The organism is Acidisoma sp. C75, from assembly GCF_054665095.1.
In genome coordinates this window covers 104,081-120,107 of the sequence record NZ_BAAFHD010000005.1, presented here as the reverse complement: position 1 = coordinate 120,107, position 16,027 = coordinate 104,081, and the positions used below count along the sequence as shown (strand labels likewise).

Annotated in this window: 10 protein-coding genes, 1 tRNA gene and 1 pseudogene; 4 read left to right on the top strand and 8 right to left on the bottom strand. The window is 65.3% G+C overall.

The annotated features are described in order from the left end of the window. Positions 1-177: 177 nt before the first annotated feature. From pnp to truB, 3 genes are all read right to left on the bottom strand, one after another. A complete protein-coding gene (gene pnp / locus ACYQ7X_RS08480) occupies positions 178-2,328 on the bottom strand; it encodes a polyribonucleotide nucleotidyltransferase (RefSeq protein WP_459696517.1) in 2,151 nt (716 codons plus the stop codon). A 347-nt stretch (positions 2,329-2,675) separates the two neighbouring features. Then, on the bottom strand, positions 2,676-2,945 hold the full coding sequence (gene rpsO, locus ACYQ7X_RS08475) for a 30S ribosomal protein S15 (protein WP_459696516.1): 270 nt from the start codon (positions 2,943-2,945) through the stop codon (positions 2,676-2,678). Between the two features lie 25 nt (positions 2,946-2,970). Then, the gene (gene truB / locus ACYQ7X_RS08470; protein ID WP_459696515.1) at positions 2,971-3,900 is read right to left on the bottom strand and encodes a tRNA pseudouridine(55) synthase TruB; all 930 of its coding nucleotides are present in this window, start codon (positions 3,898-3,900) and stop codon (positions 2,971-2,973) included. 182 nt (positions 3,901-4,082) lie between these two features. Between truB and lepA the strand changes: the two genes are divergently transcribed. From lepA to istB, 4 genes and pseudogenes are all read left to right on the top strand, one after another. Further along, complete coding sequence (gene lepA, locus ACYQ7X_RS08465) at positions 4,083-5,888, top strand: translation elongation factor 4 (RefSeq protein WP_459696514.1); 1,806 nt, start codon at positions 4,083-4,085, stop codon at positions 5,886-5,888. A 100-nt stretch (positions 5,889-5,988) separates the two neighbouring features. Next, positions 5,989-6,078 (top strand) — tRNA-Ser (locus ACYQ7X_RS08460). An 851-nt stretch (positions 6,079-6,929) separates the two neighbouring features. Continuing rightward, a pseudogene (gene istA / locus ACYQ7X_RS08455) lies at positions 6,930-8,516 on the top strand (IS21 family transposase). Beyond that, positions 8,506-9,300: an IS21-like element helper ATPase IstB gene (gene istB / locus ACYQ7X_RS08450; protein ID WP_459696513.1), complete on the top strand. Its 795-nt coding sequence runs from the start codon at positions 8,506-8,508 to the stop codon at positions 9,298-9,300. Before istA ends, istB begins: the two are co-directional and overlap by 11 nt. A gap of 199 nt (positions 9,301-9,499) precedes the next feature. Here the strand turns inward: istB and ACYQ7X_RS08445 are convergent, their stop codons facing one another. The 5 genes from ACYQ7X_RS08445 to ACYQ7X_RS08425 form a co-directional block, all read right to left on the bottom strand. Further along, positions 9,500-11,011, bottom strand: coding sequence for a S53 family peptidase (locus ACYQ7X_RS08445; protein ID WP_459696512.1), 1,512 nt, complete (start codon positions 11,009-11,011; stop codon positions 9,500-9,502). Between the two features lie 45 nt (positions 11,012-11,056). Continuing rightward, positions 11,057-12,697 (bottom strand): S10 family peptidase, encoded by a 1,641-nt coding sequence (locus ACYQ7X_RS08440; RefSeq protein WP_459696511.1) that lies wholly within the window; start codon positions 12,695-12,697, stop codon positions 11,057-11,059. A gap of 266 nt (positions 12,698-12,963) precedes the next feature. Beyond that, entirely contained in the window at positions 12,964-14,406 is a 1,443-nt protein-coding gene (gene hydA / locus ACYQ7X_RS08435) for a dihydropyrimidinase (protein ID WP_459696510.1), read from the bottom strand. Beyond that, positions 14,403-15,089, bottom strand: a complete 687-nt coding sequence (locus ACYQ7X_RS08430; RefSeq protein ID WP_459696509.1) for a GntR family transcriptional regulator — start codon at positions 15,087-15,089, stop codon at positions 14,403-14,405. Before ACYQ7X_RS08430 ends, hydA begins: the two co-directional genes overlap by 4 nt. Beyond that, positions 15,086-16,027, bottom strand: a complete 942-nt coding sequence (locus ACYQ7X_RS08425) for a dihydrodipicolinate synthase family protein (protein WP_459696508.1) — start codon at positions 16,025-16,027, stop codon at positions 15,086-15,088. Before ACYQ7X_RS08425 ends, ACYQ7X_RS08430 begins: the two co-directional genes overlap by 4 nt.

Genomic DNA, 16,027 nt, shown 5'->3' with positions numbered 1-16,027 from the left:
AGACATAAGCGGTTTTATGCCTGAAATTCCCCGATCCGGCAAGCCAGCCCCCAAGGCCGGGGGCGGCACCCGGAAACGGGAGCGCCGCCCGCGCGGCCAGTGCTGGCAGCGGGGCGGCGGGGTCGCGCCGCTCCGCCGCCGCCAAGGCAGCGGCAGAGCCCTCGGCCAGGTGGGCGCTTACTCGCCCACCCGCTCCTCGCGGCGGGCACCCTTGGAGCCCACCTTCTCGGAGACGTCCTCGCCCGTCGCCTGATCGACGACGCGCATCGAGAGCTTGACCTTGCCGCGCTCATCGAAGCCGATGACCTTGACCTTCACGGCATCGCCCTGCGCCACGACATCGGCGGTCTTGTTGACGCGGTTGACGGAGAGTTCGCTGATATGGACGAGGCCGTCCTTGGCGCCGAGGAAGTTCACGAAAGCGCCGAAATCGGCGACCTTCACCACCTTGCCGTTATAGATCTTGCCGATCTCGGGCTCGGCGACGATGCCGGTGATACGGTCGATCGCGGCTTGCGTCTTCTCCTCGCTGGGGGAGGCGATCTTGATCGTGCCGTCGTCGTCGATATCGATCTTGCAGCCCGTCGTCTCCACGATATCGCGGATCGTCTTGCCGCCCTGCCCGATCACCTCGCGGATCTTGTCCTTCGGCACGTTGATCACGGTGATGCGCGGCGCCGTCGCCGCCACACCGCCACGCGCGCCGGTCAGCGCCTTGGCCATTTCGCCCAGGATATGGATACGGCCATCCCGCGCCTGGCCGAGCGCGATCTGCATGATCTCCGGCGTGATGGAGGTGATCTTGATGTCCATCTGCAGGCTGGTCACGCCCCGCTCGGTGCCGGCCACCTTGAAGTCCATGTCACCGAGATGGTCCTCGTCGCCCAAGATATCGGACAGCACGGCGAAGCCACGATCTTCCTTGATGAGGCCCATGGCGATGCCGGCCACGGGGCGCTCCAGCGGCACGCCCGCATCCATCAGCGAGAGCGAGGTGCCGCAGACGGTTGCCATCGAGGAGGAGCCGTTGCTCTCGGTGATCTCGGAGACGACGCGCAGCGTGTACGGGAACTTGTCCTTGCCCGGCAGCAGCGGGTGGATGGCGCGCCAGGCGAGCTTGCCATGGCCGATCTCACGCCGGCCGGGGGAGCCGACGCGCCCCGCCTCACCCACCGAATAGGGAGGGAAGTTGTAGTGGAGCATGAAGTGCTCGCGATACTCGCCTTCCAGCGCGTCGATCACCTGCTCGTCCTGCGCGGTGCCAAGCGTCGCGACGCAGAGCGCCTGGGTCTCGCCACGGGTGAAGAGCGCGGAGCCATGAGCACGCGGCAGGATGCCGACTTCGGCGACGATCGGGCGCACGGTCTTCGTGTCCCGCCCGTCGATGCGCATGCCGGTATCGAGGATGGCGTTGCGCACGATATCGGCTTCGAGGGACTTGAAGAGGCCCTTGGCCTTCTCCGTATCGAGACCTTCTGCGGCGAGCGCGGCCATCGCGGAGGACTTGGCAGCGGCGATCTTCTCCTGGCGGGCGGACTTGCCGCGCTCCTGGTACGCTTCGGCGATCGCGGAACCGGCGAGCTCCTTCAACCGCGCCTTGAGGGACTTTTCCGCTTCCGAAGGCTCGGTCAGCGCCCACGGCTCCTTCGCCGCATGCTCGGCGAGTTCGATGATCGCCTTGATCACCGGCTGGAAGGCGGTATGGCCAAAGGTAACGGCCTCGAGCATCAGCTCTTCGGACAGCTCCTTCGCCTCGCTCTCCACCATCAGCACGCCCTCGGCCGTGCCGGCGACGACGAGATCGAGCTCGCTCTCCTCGGTCTGCGAGAGCGTCGGGTTGAGGATGAACTCACCATTGATGCGGGCGACGCGCGCCGCACCGACAGGCCCGAAGAAGGGAATGCCCGAGAGGGTGAGTGCTGCCGAACTGCCGATCATGGCGACGATGTCAGGATCGTTCTCGAGATCGTGGCTCAGCACGGTCGCGATGACCTGCACCTCGTTGTAGAAGTTATCGGGGAAGAGCGGACGGATCGGCCGGTCGATGAGACGGGAGACCAGCGTCTCATTCTCGGAGGGGCGGCCTTCCCGCTTGAAGAAGCCGCCGGGGATCTTGCCGGCGGCGAAGGCCTTTTCCTGGTAATTGACGGTGAGCGGGAAGAAGTCCTGCCCGGGCTTGACCGTCTTGGCGCCGACCGCCGTGCAGAGCACGACCGTATCGCCATAGGTGATCATGACGGCGCCATCGGCCTGGCGAGCGACCTTGCCGGTCTCCAGGACGAGGGTGCGGCCACCCCATTCGATTTCGCGGCGGAAGTAGTTGAACATGCATGCGTCCTTATCGTTCAGACGGATGCGACGGCGAGGAGGGCGACCCTGAGATGCGCTTCTGAAGCGTCTCTGTCGGCGTCTCGGGCGGCATGGGGAGCGGAATGCGCGCCTCGCGAGAGGCATGGGCTGCATCCGCCGGCCATGTGGCCGGAAACGCCGGCAAAACTCTGGACTGCTTCAGGCTGTCCGGCCGGCCGATCCGATGACCGCCGCTTCCGCGGTGGGCTGAGCGGCGCCCGGAATGGGCGCCCTGGTTTGCCACTTGCGCGGCTTCTCTTCTTGCCACCCTTGCGGGGCGGGCGCCACCTCCCGGGCGAAAGCGCCCGGAAGGTGGGTATGCGCCGTTAGCGGCGGAGGCCGAGACGGCCGATCAGCGCCGCATAGCGGTCATTGTCGGTCTTCTTCAAATAGTCGAGCAGGCGGCGGCGGCGGCCGACCAGCATGAGCAGGCCGCGGCGGCTGTGAAAATCCTTGGCGTGGATCTTGAGATGCTCGGTGAGGCTGGAAATGCGCTCAGAGAGGAGCGCCACCTGAACCTCGGGGCTGCCCGTGTCATTCTTGCCACGCGCATAGTCGGAGATGAGCGCCGAGCGCTTCTCTGCGGTAATCGACATCGAGGATGTTCCTATGACCAGAGGGTTACAACAGGCGCTCGGGCTTCATCCAACCCTCTTCGAGCCGGCACAAACCGATCACGCGGCTCCCCACCATCGCGCGCACCTTTCCCCCTGCGGGGTCGGCCGCCTCTGGTATCCGGCCCATGAGATCGACGAGGCTCAAAGCCTGCCCATTCCCAAGCTGGACGGCTTCGCCTTCGGTCAGGGCCAGCGCCGGGATGTCGGCCAGCGCGGTCGAGACCGGCAGCAGAAGCGCCGGAGAGATGGGGGCCGTATCCTCCCCTGCTTCCAGTTTGTCCAGGGAAATCGCCATCTCCTCGGTGAAGGGGCCGACCCGCAAGCGACGCAGGACGGTAATATGGCCGAGCGTGCCGCAGGCGAGCGCGATATCGCGCGCGAGGCTGCGCATATAGACGCCCTTGCCGGATTCGACCTCAAAGACCGCGGTATCGGCGTCCGGCCGGGCGATCAGTTCGAAACGGTCGATCTGCGCCGGGCGCGGTTCGAGCACCGGGGGCCGGCCCTCGCGCGCCATATCATAGGCGCGCTCGCCCGCCACCTTGATGGCGGAATAGATCGGCGGCACCTGCATGATAAGGCCGCGAAAGGCCGGCAGCGCCGCCTCGATCGCCGCCGTCTCGGGCCGGACATCGCTCGTGCCGGTCACCGCGCCCTCGGCATCGTCGGTATCGCGCGATTGGCCGAAGCGGAGCGTGAACTGGTAGCGCTTGGTGCCATCCATCACATACGGCACCGTCTTGGTCGCGGCCCCGAAGGCGATCGGCAGAAGGCCGGTCGCCAGCGGATCGAGCGTGCCGCCGTGGCCGGCCTTCTGCGCGTCGAAGAGTCGTTTGAGCTTGTTCACCATATCGGTGCTGGTCGGGCCCTGGGGCTTATCCAGGATGAGCCAGCCGTCCAGCGGACGGCCGCGGCGGCGGCGGTTCTTCATCATGTCAAAGGATCGATCGGTTCTGCCCTGCGAGGGCCGGGGCTATGGCAGGAGAATGCCGGGCGGGCAAGGCCATCACCCGCGCCCCTGCCGCCGCGCGCTTGCGATGGCGGCAGGGCGGCCGCGCGGCCGCCCCCCGCGCAATCCGGCTGACAGACGCGCCCGCTTCCCGTATGTGACGCGGCATGACCGACACGCCGCTTTCCAAGATCCGCAACTTCTCGATCATCGCCCATATCGACCACGGGAAATCGACCCTCGCCGACCGGCTGATCCAGGCAACCGGCGCGCTCACCCAGCGCGAGATGACCGAGCAGGTGCTCGATTCGATGGATATCGAGAAGGAGCGCGGCATCACCATCAAGGCGCAGACCGTCCGCCTCAACTACAAGGCGCGCGATGGCGAGACCTATGTGCTCAACCTCATGGATACCCCGGGCCATGTGGACTTCGCCTATGAGGTGAGCCGCTCTCTCGCCGCCTGCGAGGGCTCGCTCCTCGTCGTCGATGCGAGCCAGGGGGTCGAGGCGCAGACGCTCGCCAATGTCTATCAGGCGCTCGATGCCGGGCATGAGATCGTGCCGGTGCTCAACAAGATCGACCTGCCGGCCGCCGAGCCCGAGCGCGTGCGCCAGCAGATCGAGGACGTCATCGGCCTCGATGCCTCGGACGCGGTCGAGATCAGCGCCAAGACAGGGATCAATATCGAAGGCGTGCTGGAAGCGCTGGTGACGCGCCTGCCCCCGCCGGAGGGCGATGCGGCGGCGCCGCTCAAGGCGCTCCTCGTCGATAGCTGGTACGATGCCTATCTCGGCGTCATCATCCTCGTGCGCATCAAGGACGGGCATCTGCGAAAGGGCCAGAAGATCCGCATGATGGCCAAGGGCGCGGTCCATACCGTCGATCAGGTCGGCGTCTTCCGCCCCAAGATGGAGGCGGTGGAGAGCCTCGGGCCCGGCGAGATGGGCTATATCACGGCGGCCATCAAGACAGTCGCCGATTGCGACGTGGGCGATACGATCACCGACGACCGGCGCCCTGCCACCGAAGCCCTGCCGGGCTTCAAACCCTCCGTGCCGGTCGTCTGGTGCGGGCTCTTTCCCGTCGATGCCGATGATTTCGAGAAGCTGCGGGATAGCCTCGGCAAGCTGCGGCTGAACGATGCGAGCTTCCATTACGAGGCGGAAAGCTCGGCGGCGCTGGGCTTCGGCTACCGCTGCGGCTTCCTCGGCCTCCTGCATCTGGAGATCATCCAGGAGCGGCTCTCCCGCGAATTCGACCTCGACCTCATCGCGACCGCCCCTTCCGTCGTCTATCACCTCTACGACCAGAAGGGCGTGATGACGGAGCTGCACAACCCGGCCGATATGCCGGACGTGACCAAGATCGAGCGGATCGAGGAGCCTTGGATCCGCGCCAATATCATGGTCCCCGATGATCACTTGGGCGCCGTGCTGACGCTCTGCAACGAGCGGCGCGGCCAGCAGCAGGATCTCACCTATGTCGGCAACCGCGCCATGGCGGTCTATCGCCTGCCGCTCAACGAGGTGGTCTTCGATTTCTACGACCGGCTGAAATCCTCGACCAAGGGCTATGCGAGCTTCGACTACCAGATGGATGGCTATGAGGAGGGCGATCTCGTGCGCATCTCCATCCTCGTCAACCAGGAGCCGGTGGACGCGCTCTCCTTCATCGCCCATCGCAGCCAGGCCGAAAGCCGCGGCCGGGCGATCTGCGGCAAGCTCAAGGATCTCATCCCGAAGCAGCTCTTCAAGATCGCGATCCAGGCGGCGATCGGCGGCCGCGTCATCGCGCGGGAGACGATCGGCGCGCTTTCGAAGGACGTGACCGCCAAGTGCTATGGCGGCGATATCAGCCGCAAGCGCAAGCTCCTCGAGAAGCAGAAGGAGGGCAAGAAGCGGATGCGCCAGTTCGGCAAGGTGGAAATTCCGCAGAGCGCCTTCCTCGCCGCGCTCAAGATCGATAGCTGAGAGAGGCGCGCACGGCCGCCCTGCGCTGCCGGCGTACGGCCCCTCGCGGCAAAGCAGTTGCGCGCCGCGCCGCTTCTGGCTACAGCACCGAACGGTGCCAGGAGAGATGGCCGAGCGGCTTAAGGCGCACGCTTGGAAAGCGTGTGTACGTGCAAGCGTACCGTGGGTTCGAATCCCACTCTCTCCGCCATTCTTCTCCTCTAGATAATTGATTACTGAGATAGTCCTCCTCTTCAGTGAGAGCTACCCTCGGCCTTACCCACGACTGTCGACAAGCTTGCCGATCGGCTCCCTCCAGGCCACCGCTGTAGCAGTGGGACCGCGTGGGGACCCACGGCGCGGGCGCCGGCCGGGCTGAAAAGCGAAACCCCGCCTCACGGCGGGGCTTCTGGCCCGATTTCTACACGGAGTCGCTGGGCCAATACTGGTCCCGCTCCAGAAGGAGCCCCGCTGCCATCGCCGCCCGAGGCGGATCGTTCGGATGTCGCGCTGCTAGCATTGCGGGTTCCCCTACCTTTTGGCAAGACACCCCTCGCGCACCACGGACCAGCCAGGATAATCTGGCGATGAGCTTTCCTCGATGCGGTCAGCGTCGTCGCGCCATGATTTCTCATACAATGCGTATCTTACCGCGTCCTTTTCACCGTTTGATACGTATCACATAAGTCCTTCCACGGTTGGGAGAGGGCTGAGAGTGCTCGTCCTCGCCGCTTCAATACGACGAAATAGCGCCGCTAATGGCGCCATAGTAAGGTTGAGGCTCGTCATGACCCTCACACCATCTAAAGGGTGGCGCCGCATGAGCAGCTGCACCTTAACACTCTAACGGTTGATACGTATTTCACGATTGCAGCATAGTCGGTCGATACGTATCAAACGAGGACCTGAACTGTGGATGGCATTCGCTTTGAGATCAAACTTCCAAAGCTGTTGATTTCCGCTGAGAACTGACCCGGGCGGGCAGGAATTTTCCACTGAGATTTGACCCATGTTTCAACGTGCTTCCGTCGTGTTTTGGCGGAGGCGCATGGAGTGTTGGACATGGCATTTCTGAGCATCATCCGCCGCTGGCATCTGCGGGAGCATGTGCCGATCCGTAAGATTTCCCGGCGGACGGGCGTATCGCGGAATACGGTCCGCAAATATCTTCGGGCCGGGACAGTGGAGCCGAAGTTCAAGATTCCAGATCGGCCGAGCAAGCTGGATGCGTTCTCGGAGCAGTTGATGGCCTGGCTCAAGCGAGAGGCCGGGCGATCGCGGAAGCAGAAAGGTACGCTTCGCCAGCTTTACCTTGACCTCGTCGCCCTGGGGTATGACGGGTTCTATAACCGGGTGGCGGCTTTTGCCCGGGTCTGGCGAGAGGAATGCCAGCGCTTACAGCAGACGAGCGGGCGGGGTATCTTTGTGCCGCTGACCTTCGCGCCCGGCGAAGCCTTCCAGTTTGACTGAAGCGAGGATCACGCGGTGATCGGCGGCGCGCGCGTCAAGCTGCAGGTCGCGCACACCAAGCTCAGCTATAGCCGGGCCTTCATAATCCGTGCCTACCGGCTCCAGACCCATGAGATGCTGTTCGACGCGCATAATCATGCGTTCCGGGTTCTGGGGGGCGTGCCGCGTCGCGGGATCTACGACAACATGCGCACCGCGGTGGATAAGGTTGGCCACGGCGAGGCGCGGCCGGCGAGGCGCGGCCGGCGAGGCGCGGCCGGCGAGGCGCGGCCGGCAAGGCGCGCACCATCAATCTACGCTTCCAGGCGATGACGAGCCATTATCTCTTCGAGCCAGAGTTCTGTAATCCGGCCGCGGGCTGGGAGAAGGGCCAGGTCGAGAAGAACGTCCAGGATGCCCGCCACCCGCCTCTGGCAGACGGCGCCACCCATGGAGAGCCTGGACGCATTGAACGCCTGGCTCGAGGACCGCTGCCGGGCCCTGTGGGGGCAGACGCCGCACGGGCGCGAACCCGGCACGATCGCTGACGCCTGGGCCGAGGAGGTGGAGAGCCTGATGCCTCTGGGCCGCCTCTTCGATGGCTTTGTCGAATACACCAAGCGCGTCTCCCCGACGTGTCTCGTTTATCTTGACCGCAGCCGCTACAGCGTGCCGGCATCCTTCGCCAATCGGCCGGTCAGCCTGCGCGTCTATCCCGAACGGATCGTCATCGCCGCGGAAGGTCAGATCCTCTGCGAGCACCCCCGCGTCATCGATCGTTCGCATGATGGCCGGGGGAAGACCATTTATGACTGGCGCCATTATCTCGCGGTCCTGCAGCGCAAGCCCGGGGCCTTACGGAACGGAGCGCCGTTCCTGGAGCTACCAGAGGCCTTCAAACGCCTGCAGCAGCGCCTCGGGCATGCTCCTGGTGGCGATCGGGAGATGGTGGAGGTCTTAGCGCTTGTCCTGCACCACGACGAACAGGCCGTCCTGGCCGCCGTCGAGCTTGCCCTGGAGGACGGCGTGCCCTCCAAAACCCATATCCTCAACCATCTCCACCGCCTGACGAACGGCAAGGCGCCGGTGCCTCCCGCCGTCAGAGCACCGCAGGCCTTGGTCCTGACCCGGGAACCGATCGCTGATGTCGGCCGTTACGATAGCCTCCGGCAGGACGGGGAGAACCGTCATGCGTCATGATCCCGCCAGTGCGGCGCTCGTCATCATGCTCCGCAGCCTCAAGATGTATGGCATGGCGCAGGCGGTTGAAGACCTGGCGCAGCAGGGCGCTCCGGCCTTCGAAGCCGCCGTGCCGATGCTCTCTCAGTTGCTGAAGGCTGAGACCGCGGAGCGCGAAGTCCGCTCCATGGCCTATCAGCTCAAAGCCGCCCGCTTCCCGGCCTACCGGGATCTGGCCAGCTTCGACTTCTTGTCGAGTGAGATCAACGAAGCGCTCGTCCGCCAGCTCCATCTCTGCGCCTTCATCGAAACCGCCGACAACATCGTGCTCGTCGGCGGTCCAGGCACTGGCAAAACCCATGTCGCAACAGCGCTTGGCATCCAGGCGATCGAGCATCACAAAAAGCGCGTTCGCTTCTTCTCGACCGTCGAACTGGTCAACGCTCTTGAGCAGGAGAAGGCGCAAGGGCGCGCCGGCCAAATCGCAGGGCGCCTCATCCACTCCGATCTCGTCATCCTCGATGAGCTCGGCTACCTGCCGTTCAGCGCCTCAGGCGGCGCTTTGCTGTTCCATCTGCTCAGCAAGCTCTACGAGCGCACCGGTGTGGTTATCACCACCAACCTCAGCTTCAGCGAGTGGTCCAGCGTCTTCGGCGACGCCAAGATGACCACCGCGCTGCTCGATCACCTGACGCAACCTTGCCACATCCTGCAGACTGGCAACGACAGCTTCCGCTTCAGGAATAGCTCCGCGCAGAAAACCCAAAAGCGAAAGGAGAAGACTCTTCCCTTGACGGCATCCTGACCCCAAAATCATAAATCACCTGGGTCAATTCTCGATGGAACGCCCAGGTCAGTTCTCAGCGGAAATCAACACTGGCTCGATTACGTCTCATGCTCGCCGTATCGCGTGCCCGTCGCCCGCCTCGCCGCCGCCCAAGCCGCCATCGGCGCCCGGCGGGACTTCTATAGCTAGCGAGGATGGCAGAGGCAGCCCGCGGCCTTCAGGTGATTGGCGTCGACTCCCGCCCTTTGAGGGCCGCGCGGATGCCCGCGCCGAGTGGCGTGCCAAGCCCGGTAACCGGGTCCCACCCGGGGCCGCAGGTATAGCCGTTGTTGTTGCCGGCGGTGATATCCGTAAAGGCAGAAGGTGCGGCATAAAGCGCCGGGTTGACGAACCCTGCCTTGTTGCCGAGCGACTGGTTGATGAGCGCGATGAGCGCTGCCCAGAGCGGTGCCACGGCGCTGGTGCCGCCGACCACGGCCTCCTCCCCATCGATTGAGACGACATAGCCGGTCGCCGGATCGGCATCCCCGGCGACGTCCGGCACACCCCGCCCCGTCTCGGTATTACCCGTCTGCCATACCGGCTTGGAGAAGTAGCCGCTGTAGCCTCCGCCGGTGGCCCCCTCGGTGGCACCGTCGTTCCAGGCGGTCTCCGCACCCTGCGGCGGCAGGCGCGTTCCCCCACAGCCAAGCACATGCGGGCTCGACGACGGGAAATCGACGGTCAGCGCGCCATCCGCACTGCCGTCCGACGCGCCGCTGTCGCCCGAGGCCGCGCAAATGGTGATACCGAGGCTGGCCGCGGTCTGGAAGAGCTGGTCCATCGCATCGAGGTCCTGCGTCGCCCAGCCAGTCTCCGGCCCGCCCCAGCTGATGGAGAGGACGGAGGGCGAGCGCTGCGCATCATGAACGGCGGCGGAGACCGCGTCGAGGAAGGCGCGGCTGGAATTCCCGCCGAAGTAGACCGCGATGTTGGCGGCGGGCGCGACGGCCCCGGCGATCTCGATGTCGAGCTGAACCTCTCCGTCGGCGCCATTGGCCTGGCCGGAAGGAGCATTGCCGTTGCCATCCACCGCCACCGCCTCCAGGGTTCCGGTCCGGTGGATGCCGAGCGTCGTGAAATATCGCGAAATCAGCGCAGGGTCGTAGCCGCCGCCGAGCTCGATCAGCGCGATGGTTTCGTTCGCGCCGTCGACATCGCTGGGGAAGCCGTAGCGGGCCGCGACCTGGCGCGGGGTATAGGAGGCGACCGGCGCCGTCGTCCTCGGCCGGATGCGAAAATGCGGCTTGGCAACCGGCCGCTGATCGAAGCCCATAACGGCAACGATGTGCTCGGCCAGATCAGGCGGCACATGCAGATGGCCCGACCGGCAGATATAGTCCCGCATGCCGAAGCGGTAGCGGCCCAGGCCCTCAGGCTCGAAAGCGCTTTGCGCTTGCGCGTAGGTGCCGGAGAGCCGCACGCAGTGCTGCTCTCCGCTTGCATGCTCGACCGTGAGCCCTTGCGCGCGGACGTAATCGACGAGCCGTTCGATGACGGCCGGGCGGGTCGCGTGGCGGTGGCCATATTCTTGGCGCGACAGGCGAGGCCCGAGCGGGGCGATCGGCTGATGCGGCTTGAGGACGATCGTAAGCCGGATCGGCTCGCTGCCGGCGACGTCGCCGATTCGCGCCTCGGCGGGCTCCATGCAGAAGCTGGGAGCGAGCGCCTGCAGGTGATGCCTGGCCATAATTGACCCTTTCAAGGAATTGGCGGAGTTGAGAAGCCCGACCGCTTAGGATCCGGGTCGGCCCTGGGCCTGCTGCGTGGTCGCCTGCAGCGCCCGGATGCGCGCCAAGGCCGCGTGATCGCTCGTGGCGCTGTGATAAAGCTGCACGAGGTCGGCCTTCAGCGCGGTGCGCGATCCACTGTCGAGATAGATCATGTGCCCAGACGGATAGTAGCGGATGGTGAGGTTCTGCCGCACGGTCGCGTTGTCCAGCGGCATGTTCTGCAGATCGAGCGTTGTCTGGTAAAACGGCGTGACGGAATCGTAGTAGCCGTTCGCCGAGAGCACCTTGAGATCGACGTTGAGGCTCATCGTCGCGGCCAGATCGCCCGCCGTGTAGAGGATGACGTTGCCGGAAGCGTCGATCCCTTTCTGGGCTCCGGTCGGGTCGACATGATGGAAATCCCAGTTGGCAAACGTCTGGTCGTTGAGGTCGGTGAAAGAGGAGGTCGAGGTGTAGCGGAGCTGGTCGTTCAGGTAGCTGTTCCACATCGCGGTATAGGCACCGTTGACCGCCGTCATCGTCGGGTCATTGCCGCCCGACATCGGATCGATCGTGGCGGCGATGCCGGTATCGACGCCGGTCGCCCGCCCGTCATAGGAGCCAAGGGCGAGCCCCTTGTCCTTGAGCAGCGTGACGAGAAAGTCGGAGATGCCGATGCCGTTGGCCGCGGCCACGTTGAGCGCCCAGCTTCTCAGCGTGTCCTCGTCGATACCGATCATGTCCGACAGTTCCTTGACCGTCTGCGGATCGGGATGAGGCATCTCCTTCAGCGCCGCCGCATATTTCGTGCCCGCGAATGCCATCGCCTGCTCGGCATAGGGCGGCAGCGTCGGCGGTACCGAGGCGACCTTGGTGCGATGATGATACCACGCATCCGCAGCCCAGGTGGGCATGAGCCCGACCGGGTTGCCGGCCTGGGCGTAATCGAGAATGGAGGACTGGATGGTGAGCCCGTTCAGATCGACCCCGTCTTCGTGCAGCATGTAGCTCAGCACGGCCGTCCTGGCGGTGCCGTAGGACTCGCCGTAGAGGAATTTCGGGGAATTCCAGCGGTCATTCACCGTCAGGAAGCGCTTGATGAACTGCTTGAGCGAGGCGGCATCCTGGTCCGTGCCCCAGAAATCCTTGTTCACCTTCGGTGCGATCGCGGCGGAATAGCCGGTGCCGACCGGATTGATGAAGACGAGATCGCTGAAGTCGAGCAGGCTGTCCGGATTGGTCTCGATCGTGTAGGGCGCGGGCGGCGTGAAATCAGGCAGCGCGGTACGCAGCCGCATCGGCGCGAAGGAGCCGAGTAGCACATAGACGGAGGACGAGCCGGGGCCGCCATTGTAGAAGAAGGTGACGGGCCGGGCGCTCGGATCCGCGCCCTCGGCAAGGAAGGCGACGTAGAAAATGGTCGCCTCCGGCTTAGAACTGCTAGCGTCCACCGCCACGAGGTGGCCGGCGAGCGCGGTATAGTCGATCGTCTTGCCGCCTATGGTGACCTGGTGATGGGTGACGGCCGCATGCTCCGCCGCATCGCTGACATTGTCCTCCGGCCCATTGCCGTAGGCCACCGGGTCCATATAGGGCTGGTCCTGGTCGGCCTTGCGAACCGGGGCCTGGGCGGAACCCTTTGCTGGCGCAGCGGAATCGGTCATCGGCATGGCCTCCGGTGTCAGTCTTGGACGCCGGCCTGATGTGCCGGCGGCGGCAGTCTGACCGTCAGATGGGGATGTGCACGCAGTATGACCAGAGCCTCCCCCGCCGCCATTTCATCCCCCGACGCCCCCTACGGCATAGCCATGGCACCCCATCATCCCGAGCGGCATCGCCCGCTGATGGATATAGGGCGCAAGCGGGATTGCTACTGGCAGATAGCCCGGAGCGGTTCGCGTCAGCCAAGGCCGCGCCAGAGCCCAACAGCTTATGGCACGAGGGCGGCGTCGAACCCGTCCGGCACGATGCCCCGTGGCTTCGCATCCGGCGAAGGATCGGCCGGCAGAAAGCGCCCGCGCCGACCGGCCAAGGTGACGACGCCCTCTTCCATCACCACCTGCCCGCGCGCCATCGTCAGCACCGGCCAGCCGGTCACGGAAAGGCCTTCATAGGGCGTATAGTCAATCGCATGCTGCATGAGGGCATTGGTCAGCGTGACCTGTCGCTCAGCCTCCCAGAGCACCAGATCGGCATCGAAGCCAGGCGCGACGCTCCCCTTGCGGCCATAGAGACCAAAGCGCCTCGCAGGCGTGGTCGCCGTCAGCTTGACGAAGTCATTGACCGAGATATGCCCTTTCGTAACACCTTCGCTGAAGGTGATGGCCATGCGCGTAGCCAGCCCCGGCACGCCATTCGGAATGCGGGTAAAATCGGCATCCGTTCCGTTGACCGCCTTGCCATGCGGCCCTGCGAAGCTGTAGCCGCAATGATCGGAAGAAATAACATCGAGCGTGCCGGCGCGGATAGCAGCCCATAGCCCCGCGGCATCCCCCGCATTCCGCGGGCTCGGGCTGCACATGAATTTCGCGCCCTCCCTCCCCGGCCGCGCCATCTCCGCCGCCGTCAGCACGAGATACTGCGGACAGGTTTCGCCCGTGACCTTCACGCCGCGCGCCCTGGCGCGCGCGATCTCCTCCGCCACTTCGGCGCAGGAGACATGGAAGACGTGGATCGGCTGATCGACGAGTTCGGCGAGCGCAATGGCGCGGTGCGTCGCCTCCCGTTCGACGACGCGCGGCCTGGAAAGCGCGTGCGAGGCCGGTTCGGCACGGCCGGCGCGCAGAAGTGCCTCGGCGCGCCAGCGAATGGCATCGTAATTCTCGCAATGCACGCAAACCATCGCGCCCAGCCGCTTGGCGGCAGCCAGAACCTCGAGATACTCGCCATCCGTCACGTGAAAGGGATCGTAGGTCAGGAACATCTTGAAGCTGCGCGTGCCGCCCGCGATGATCGCGGGCAATTCCTCGTGCAGCACAGCCTCGGTCGGGTCGGTGATGATCTGGTGCAAGGTGTAGTCGATCGGAGAAAGCGCGGCGCGCGCGGCGTAGGCTTCGGCATGGGCCGCGATCGGCTCCCCCTTGAACTGCGGGCTGAAGGGGATGAGCGTCGTTGTCCCGCCGGCGAAGGCTGAGCGGGCGGCTGTGGCAAAACTCTCTTCGTGGATCGAGCCATCAGCTTCCAACTGCTCGACATGACAATGGCTGTCGATGCCCCCCGGCAGGACGAGGCGGCCCGCCGCGTCGATCATGCGGGCGCCGTCGAGGCCAAGACCGATTGCGGCGATCGTCTCGCCCGTGATGCCAATATCGGCGACGAAGCTATCGGCGGCGGTGACGATGGTGCCGCCGCGGATGACGATATCATAGCTCATGAGCGCGATCTCCTCTTGGCCGGCGCGGCATCCCGGCCGCTCATCACATCCAGCATTTCGGCCGCGACGTTGCGCAGATGCGTGACCATGGCAGCGCGGGCGCGGCGCGGGCTACCTTCGAGGACAGCGTCGAGAAGGGCGACATGCTCGGCCATGTCTCGCGGCACGCGGCCCTCCGGGCTCGTCAGCTCGAAAAGGCGCGTCGTCATGCGCAGTTCTCGGATCATGCGCACCATGACGCCGTTGTTGAGCGCCTCGGGGAAGAGAAGATGCAGCCGGTCGTCCATCTCCCAATGAGCGTCGGTCTGCGTCTCGCCGCGGCCGAGCGCGATCACCTCTCCGCGCATCGCTTGCAGGGTCTCCGGCGCCACACGCCCGATTGCCAGCTCCACCGCCTCGCCCTCGATAAGCTCACGCACTTTCAGGGCCTGGAAGAATTCCACCGCCGGCACGCGGCGCACGGCATAGGAGCGCGACCCCTGCTTGACGAGCAGCCCCTCGGCGGCGAGGCGCAAGATGGCCTCGCGGATTGGCGTGCGCGAGATTTCCAGCTGCTCGGCGAGCCGCCCTTCCACGACCAGGCTGCCGGCCGGCAGCTTGCGGGTGAGCACAAGCCTGCTCAGCGCCTCATAGGCCCGTTCAGCGAGGCTGCCCTCGTTCTCGTTCGGCGCCGCTTCGCTCATGCCATCTCCTTCATCAGCCCGGCTTCAATGAGCGCGGCGCGAAGCAGCACAATCTCCCCCTCCGGCAAGGCAGTGACGGGCGCGCGCGGTGCCGGGTTAGGCCAAAGCCCGAGCAGCCCCATGCAAGCCTTAAGGCGCGCCGTTGCCAAGCCCCCCGGCGCGCGGCCGTAGATACCGTTCGCGAGCGGCTGGATGCGGCCATGAAGCGCGCGGGCGGTCGCGAGGTCGCCTTCCCGCACCGCGCGGTCGAGCGCGACGATTTCACGCGGCATCAGCACGGCGAGGCTGACGAGGCTGCCCTCGCTGCCGAGAACGAAGCAGGAGAGCATATGCTCATCACCCGAGGCCATGACCGCGACATAGGGCGCCGCCTTTTGTACGAGACGGCGGTTCTGCTCGTAGCGGTTGCTCTCCCAACTCCCTTCTTTGATGGCGACGACGCCTGGCATCCGCACAAGGTCGTCCAGAACCTCCGGGCGATAGGCCATGGCCGAGGAGACCGGCGCCTGATAGAGCATGAGCGGCAGGCCGCAGGCGCTGGCAATCGCGCGATGATGCGTCACCGCCATGTGCCGGTCCTGGGATAGCGCCCAGGAGAAGGGGGGAAAGACCAGCACGCTATCCGCCCCGGCATCCCGCGCATCCTGCGCATGCCCTGCCGCTTCCTCGGTCGCTTCCGCGACCACGCCGGACACGATGATAAGGCGATCACCGACGGCATCGGCCGCGATTTCCACGACCCGGCGGCGCTCCTCGCGGCTGAGGAGAAAATTCTCGCCCGCATGGCCGTTGCAGAGCAGGCCGACGATTCCCGGTATCTCGGCATAGCTGCGGAAGTGCGCGGCGAGCCGTGGCTCGTCGATCCGGCCGTCTGCGAGGAAGGGCGTCAGCGTCGCGACATAAATGCCGTGGAAGGGATTCTCGTAGGAAGGGATCAC

Excerpts from the sequence above, each read along its gene's own strand:
- lepA (WP_459696514.1), top strand. The coding sequence starts at position 4,083 with ATGACCGACACGCCGCTTTCCAAGATCCGCAACTTCTCGATCATCGCC.
- truB (WP_459696515.1), bottom strand. The coding sequence starts at position 3,900 with ATGATGAAGAACCGCCGCCGCCGCGGCCGTCCGCTGGACGGCTGGCTC.
- ACYQ7X_RS08445 (WP_459696512.1), bottom strand. The coding sequence starts at position 11,011 with ATGGCCAGGCATCACCTGCAGGCGCTCGCTCCCAGCTTCTGCATGGAG.
- istB (WP_459696513.1), top strand. The coding sequence starts at position 8,506 with ATGCGTCATGATCCCGCCAGTGCGGCGCTCGTCATCATGCTCCGCAGC.
- hydA (WP_459696510.1), bottom strand. The coding sequence starts at position 14,406 with ATGAGCTATGATATCGTCATCCGCGGCGGCACCATCGTCACCGCCGCC.
- ACYQ7X_RS08440 (WP_459696511.1), bottom strand. The coding sequence starts at position 12,697 with ATGACCGATTCCGCTGCGCCAGCAAAGGGTTCCGCCCAGGCCCCGGTT.
- rpsO (WP_459696516.1), bottom strand. The coding sequence starts at position 2,945 with ATGTCGATTACCGCAGAGAAGCGCTCGGCGCTCATCTCCGACTATGCG.
- ACYQ7X_RS08430 (WP_459696509.1), bottom strand. The coding sequence starts at position 15,089 with ATGAGCGAAGCGGCGCCGAACGAGAACGAGGGCAGCCTCGCTGAACGG.
- pnp (WP_459696517.1), bottom strand. The coding sequence starts at position 2,328 with ATGTTCAACTACTTCCGCCGCGAAATCGAATGGGGTGGCCGCACCCTC.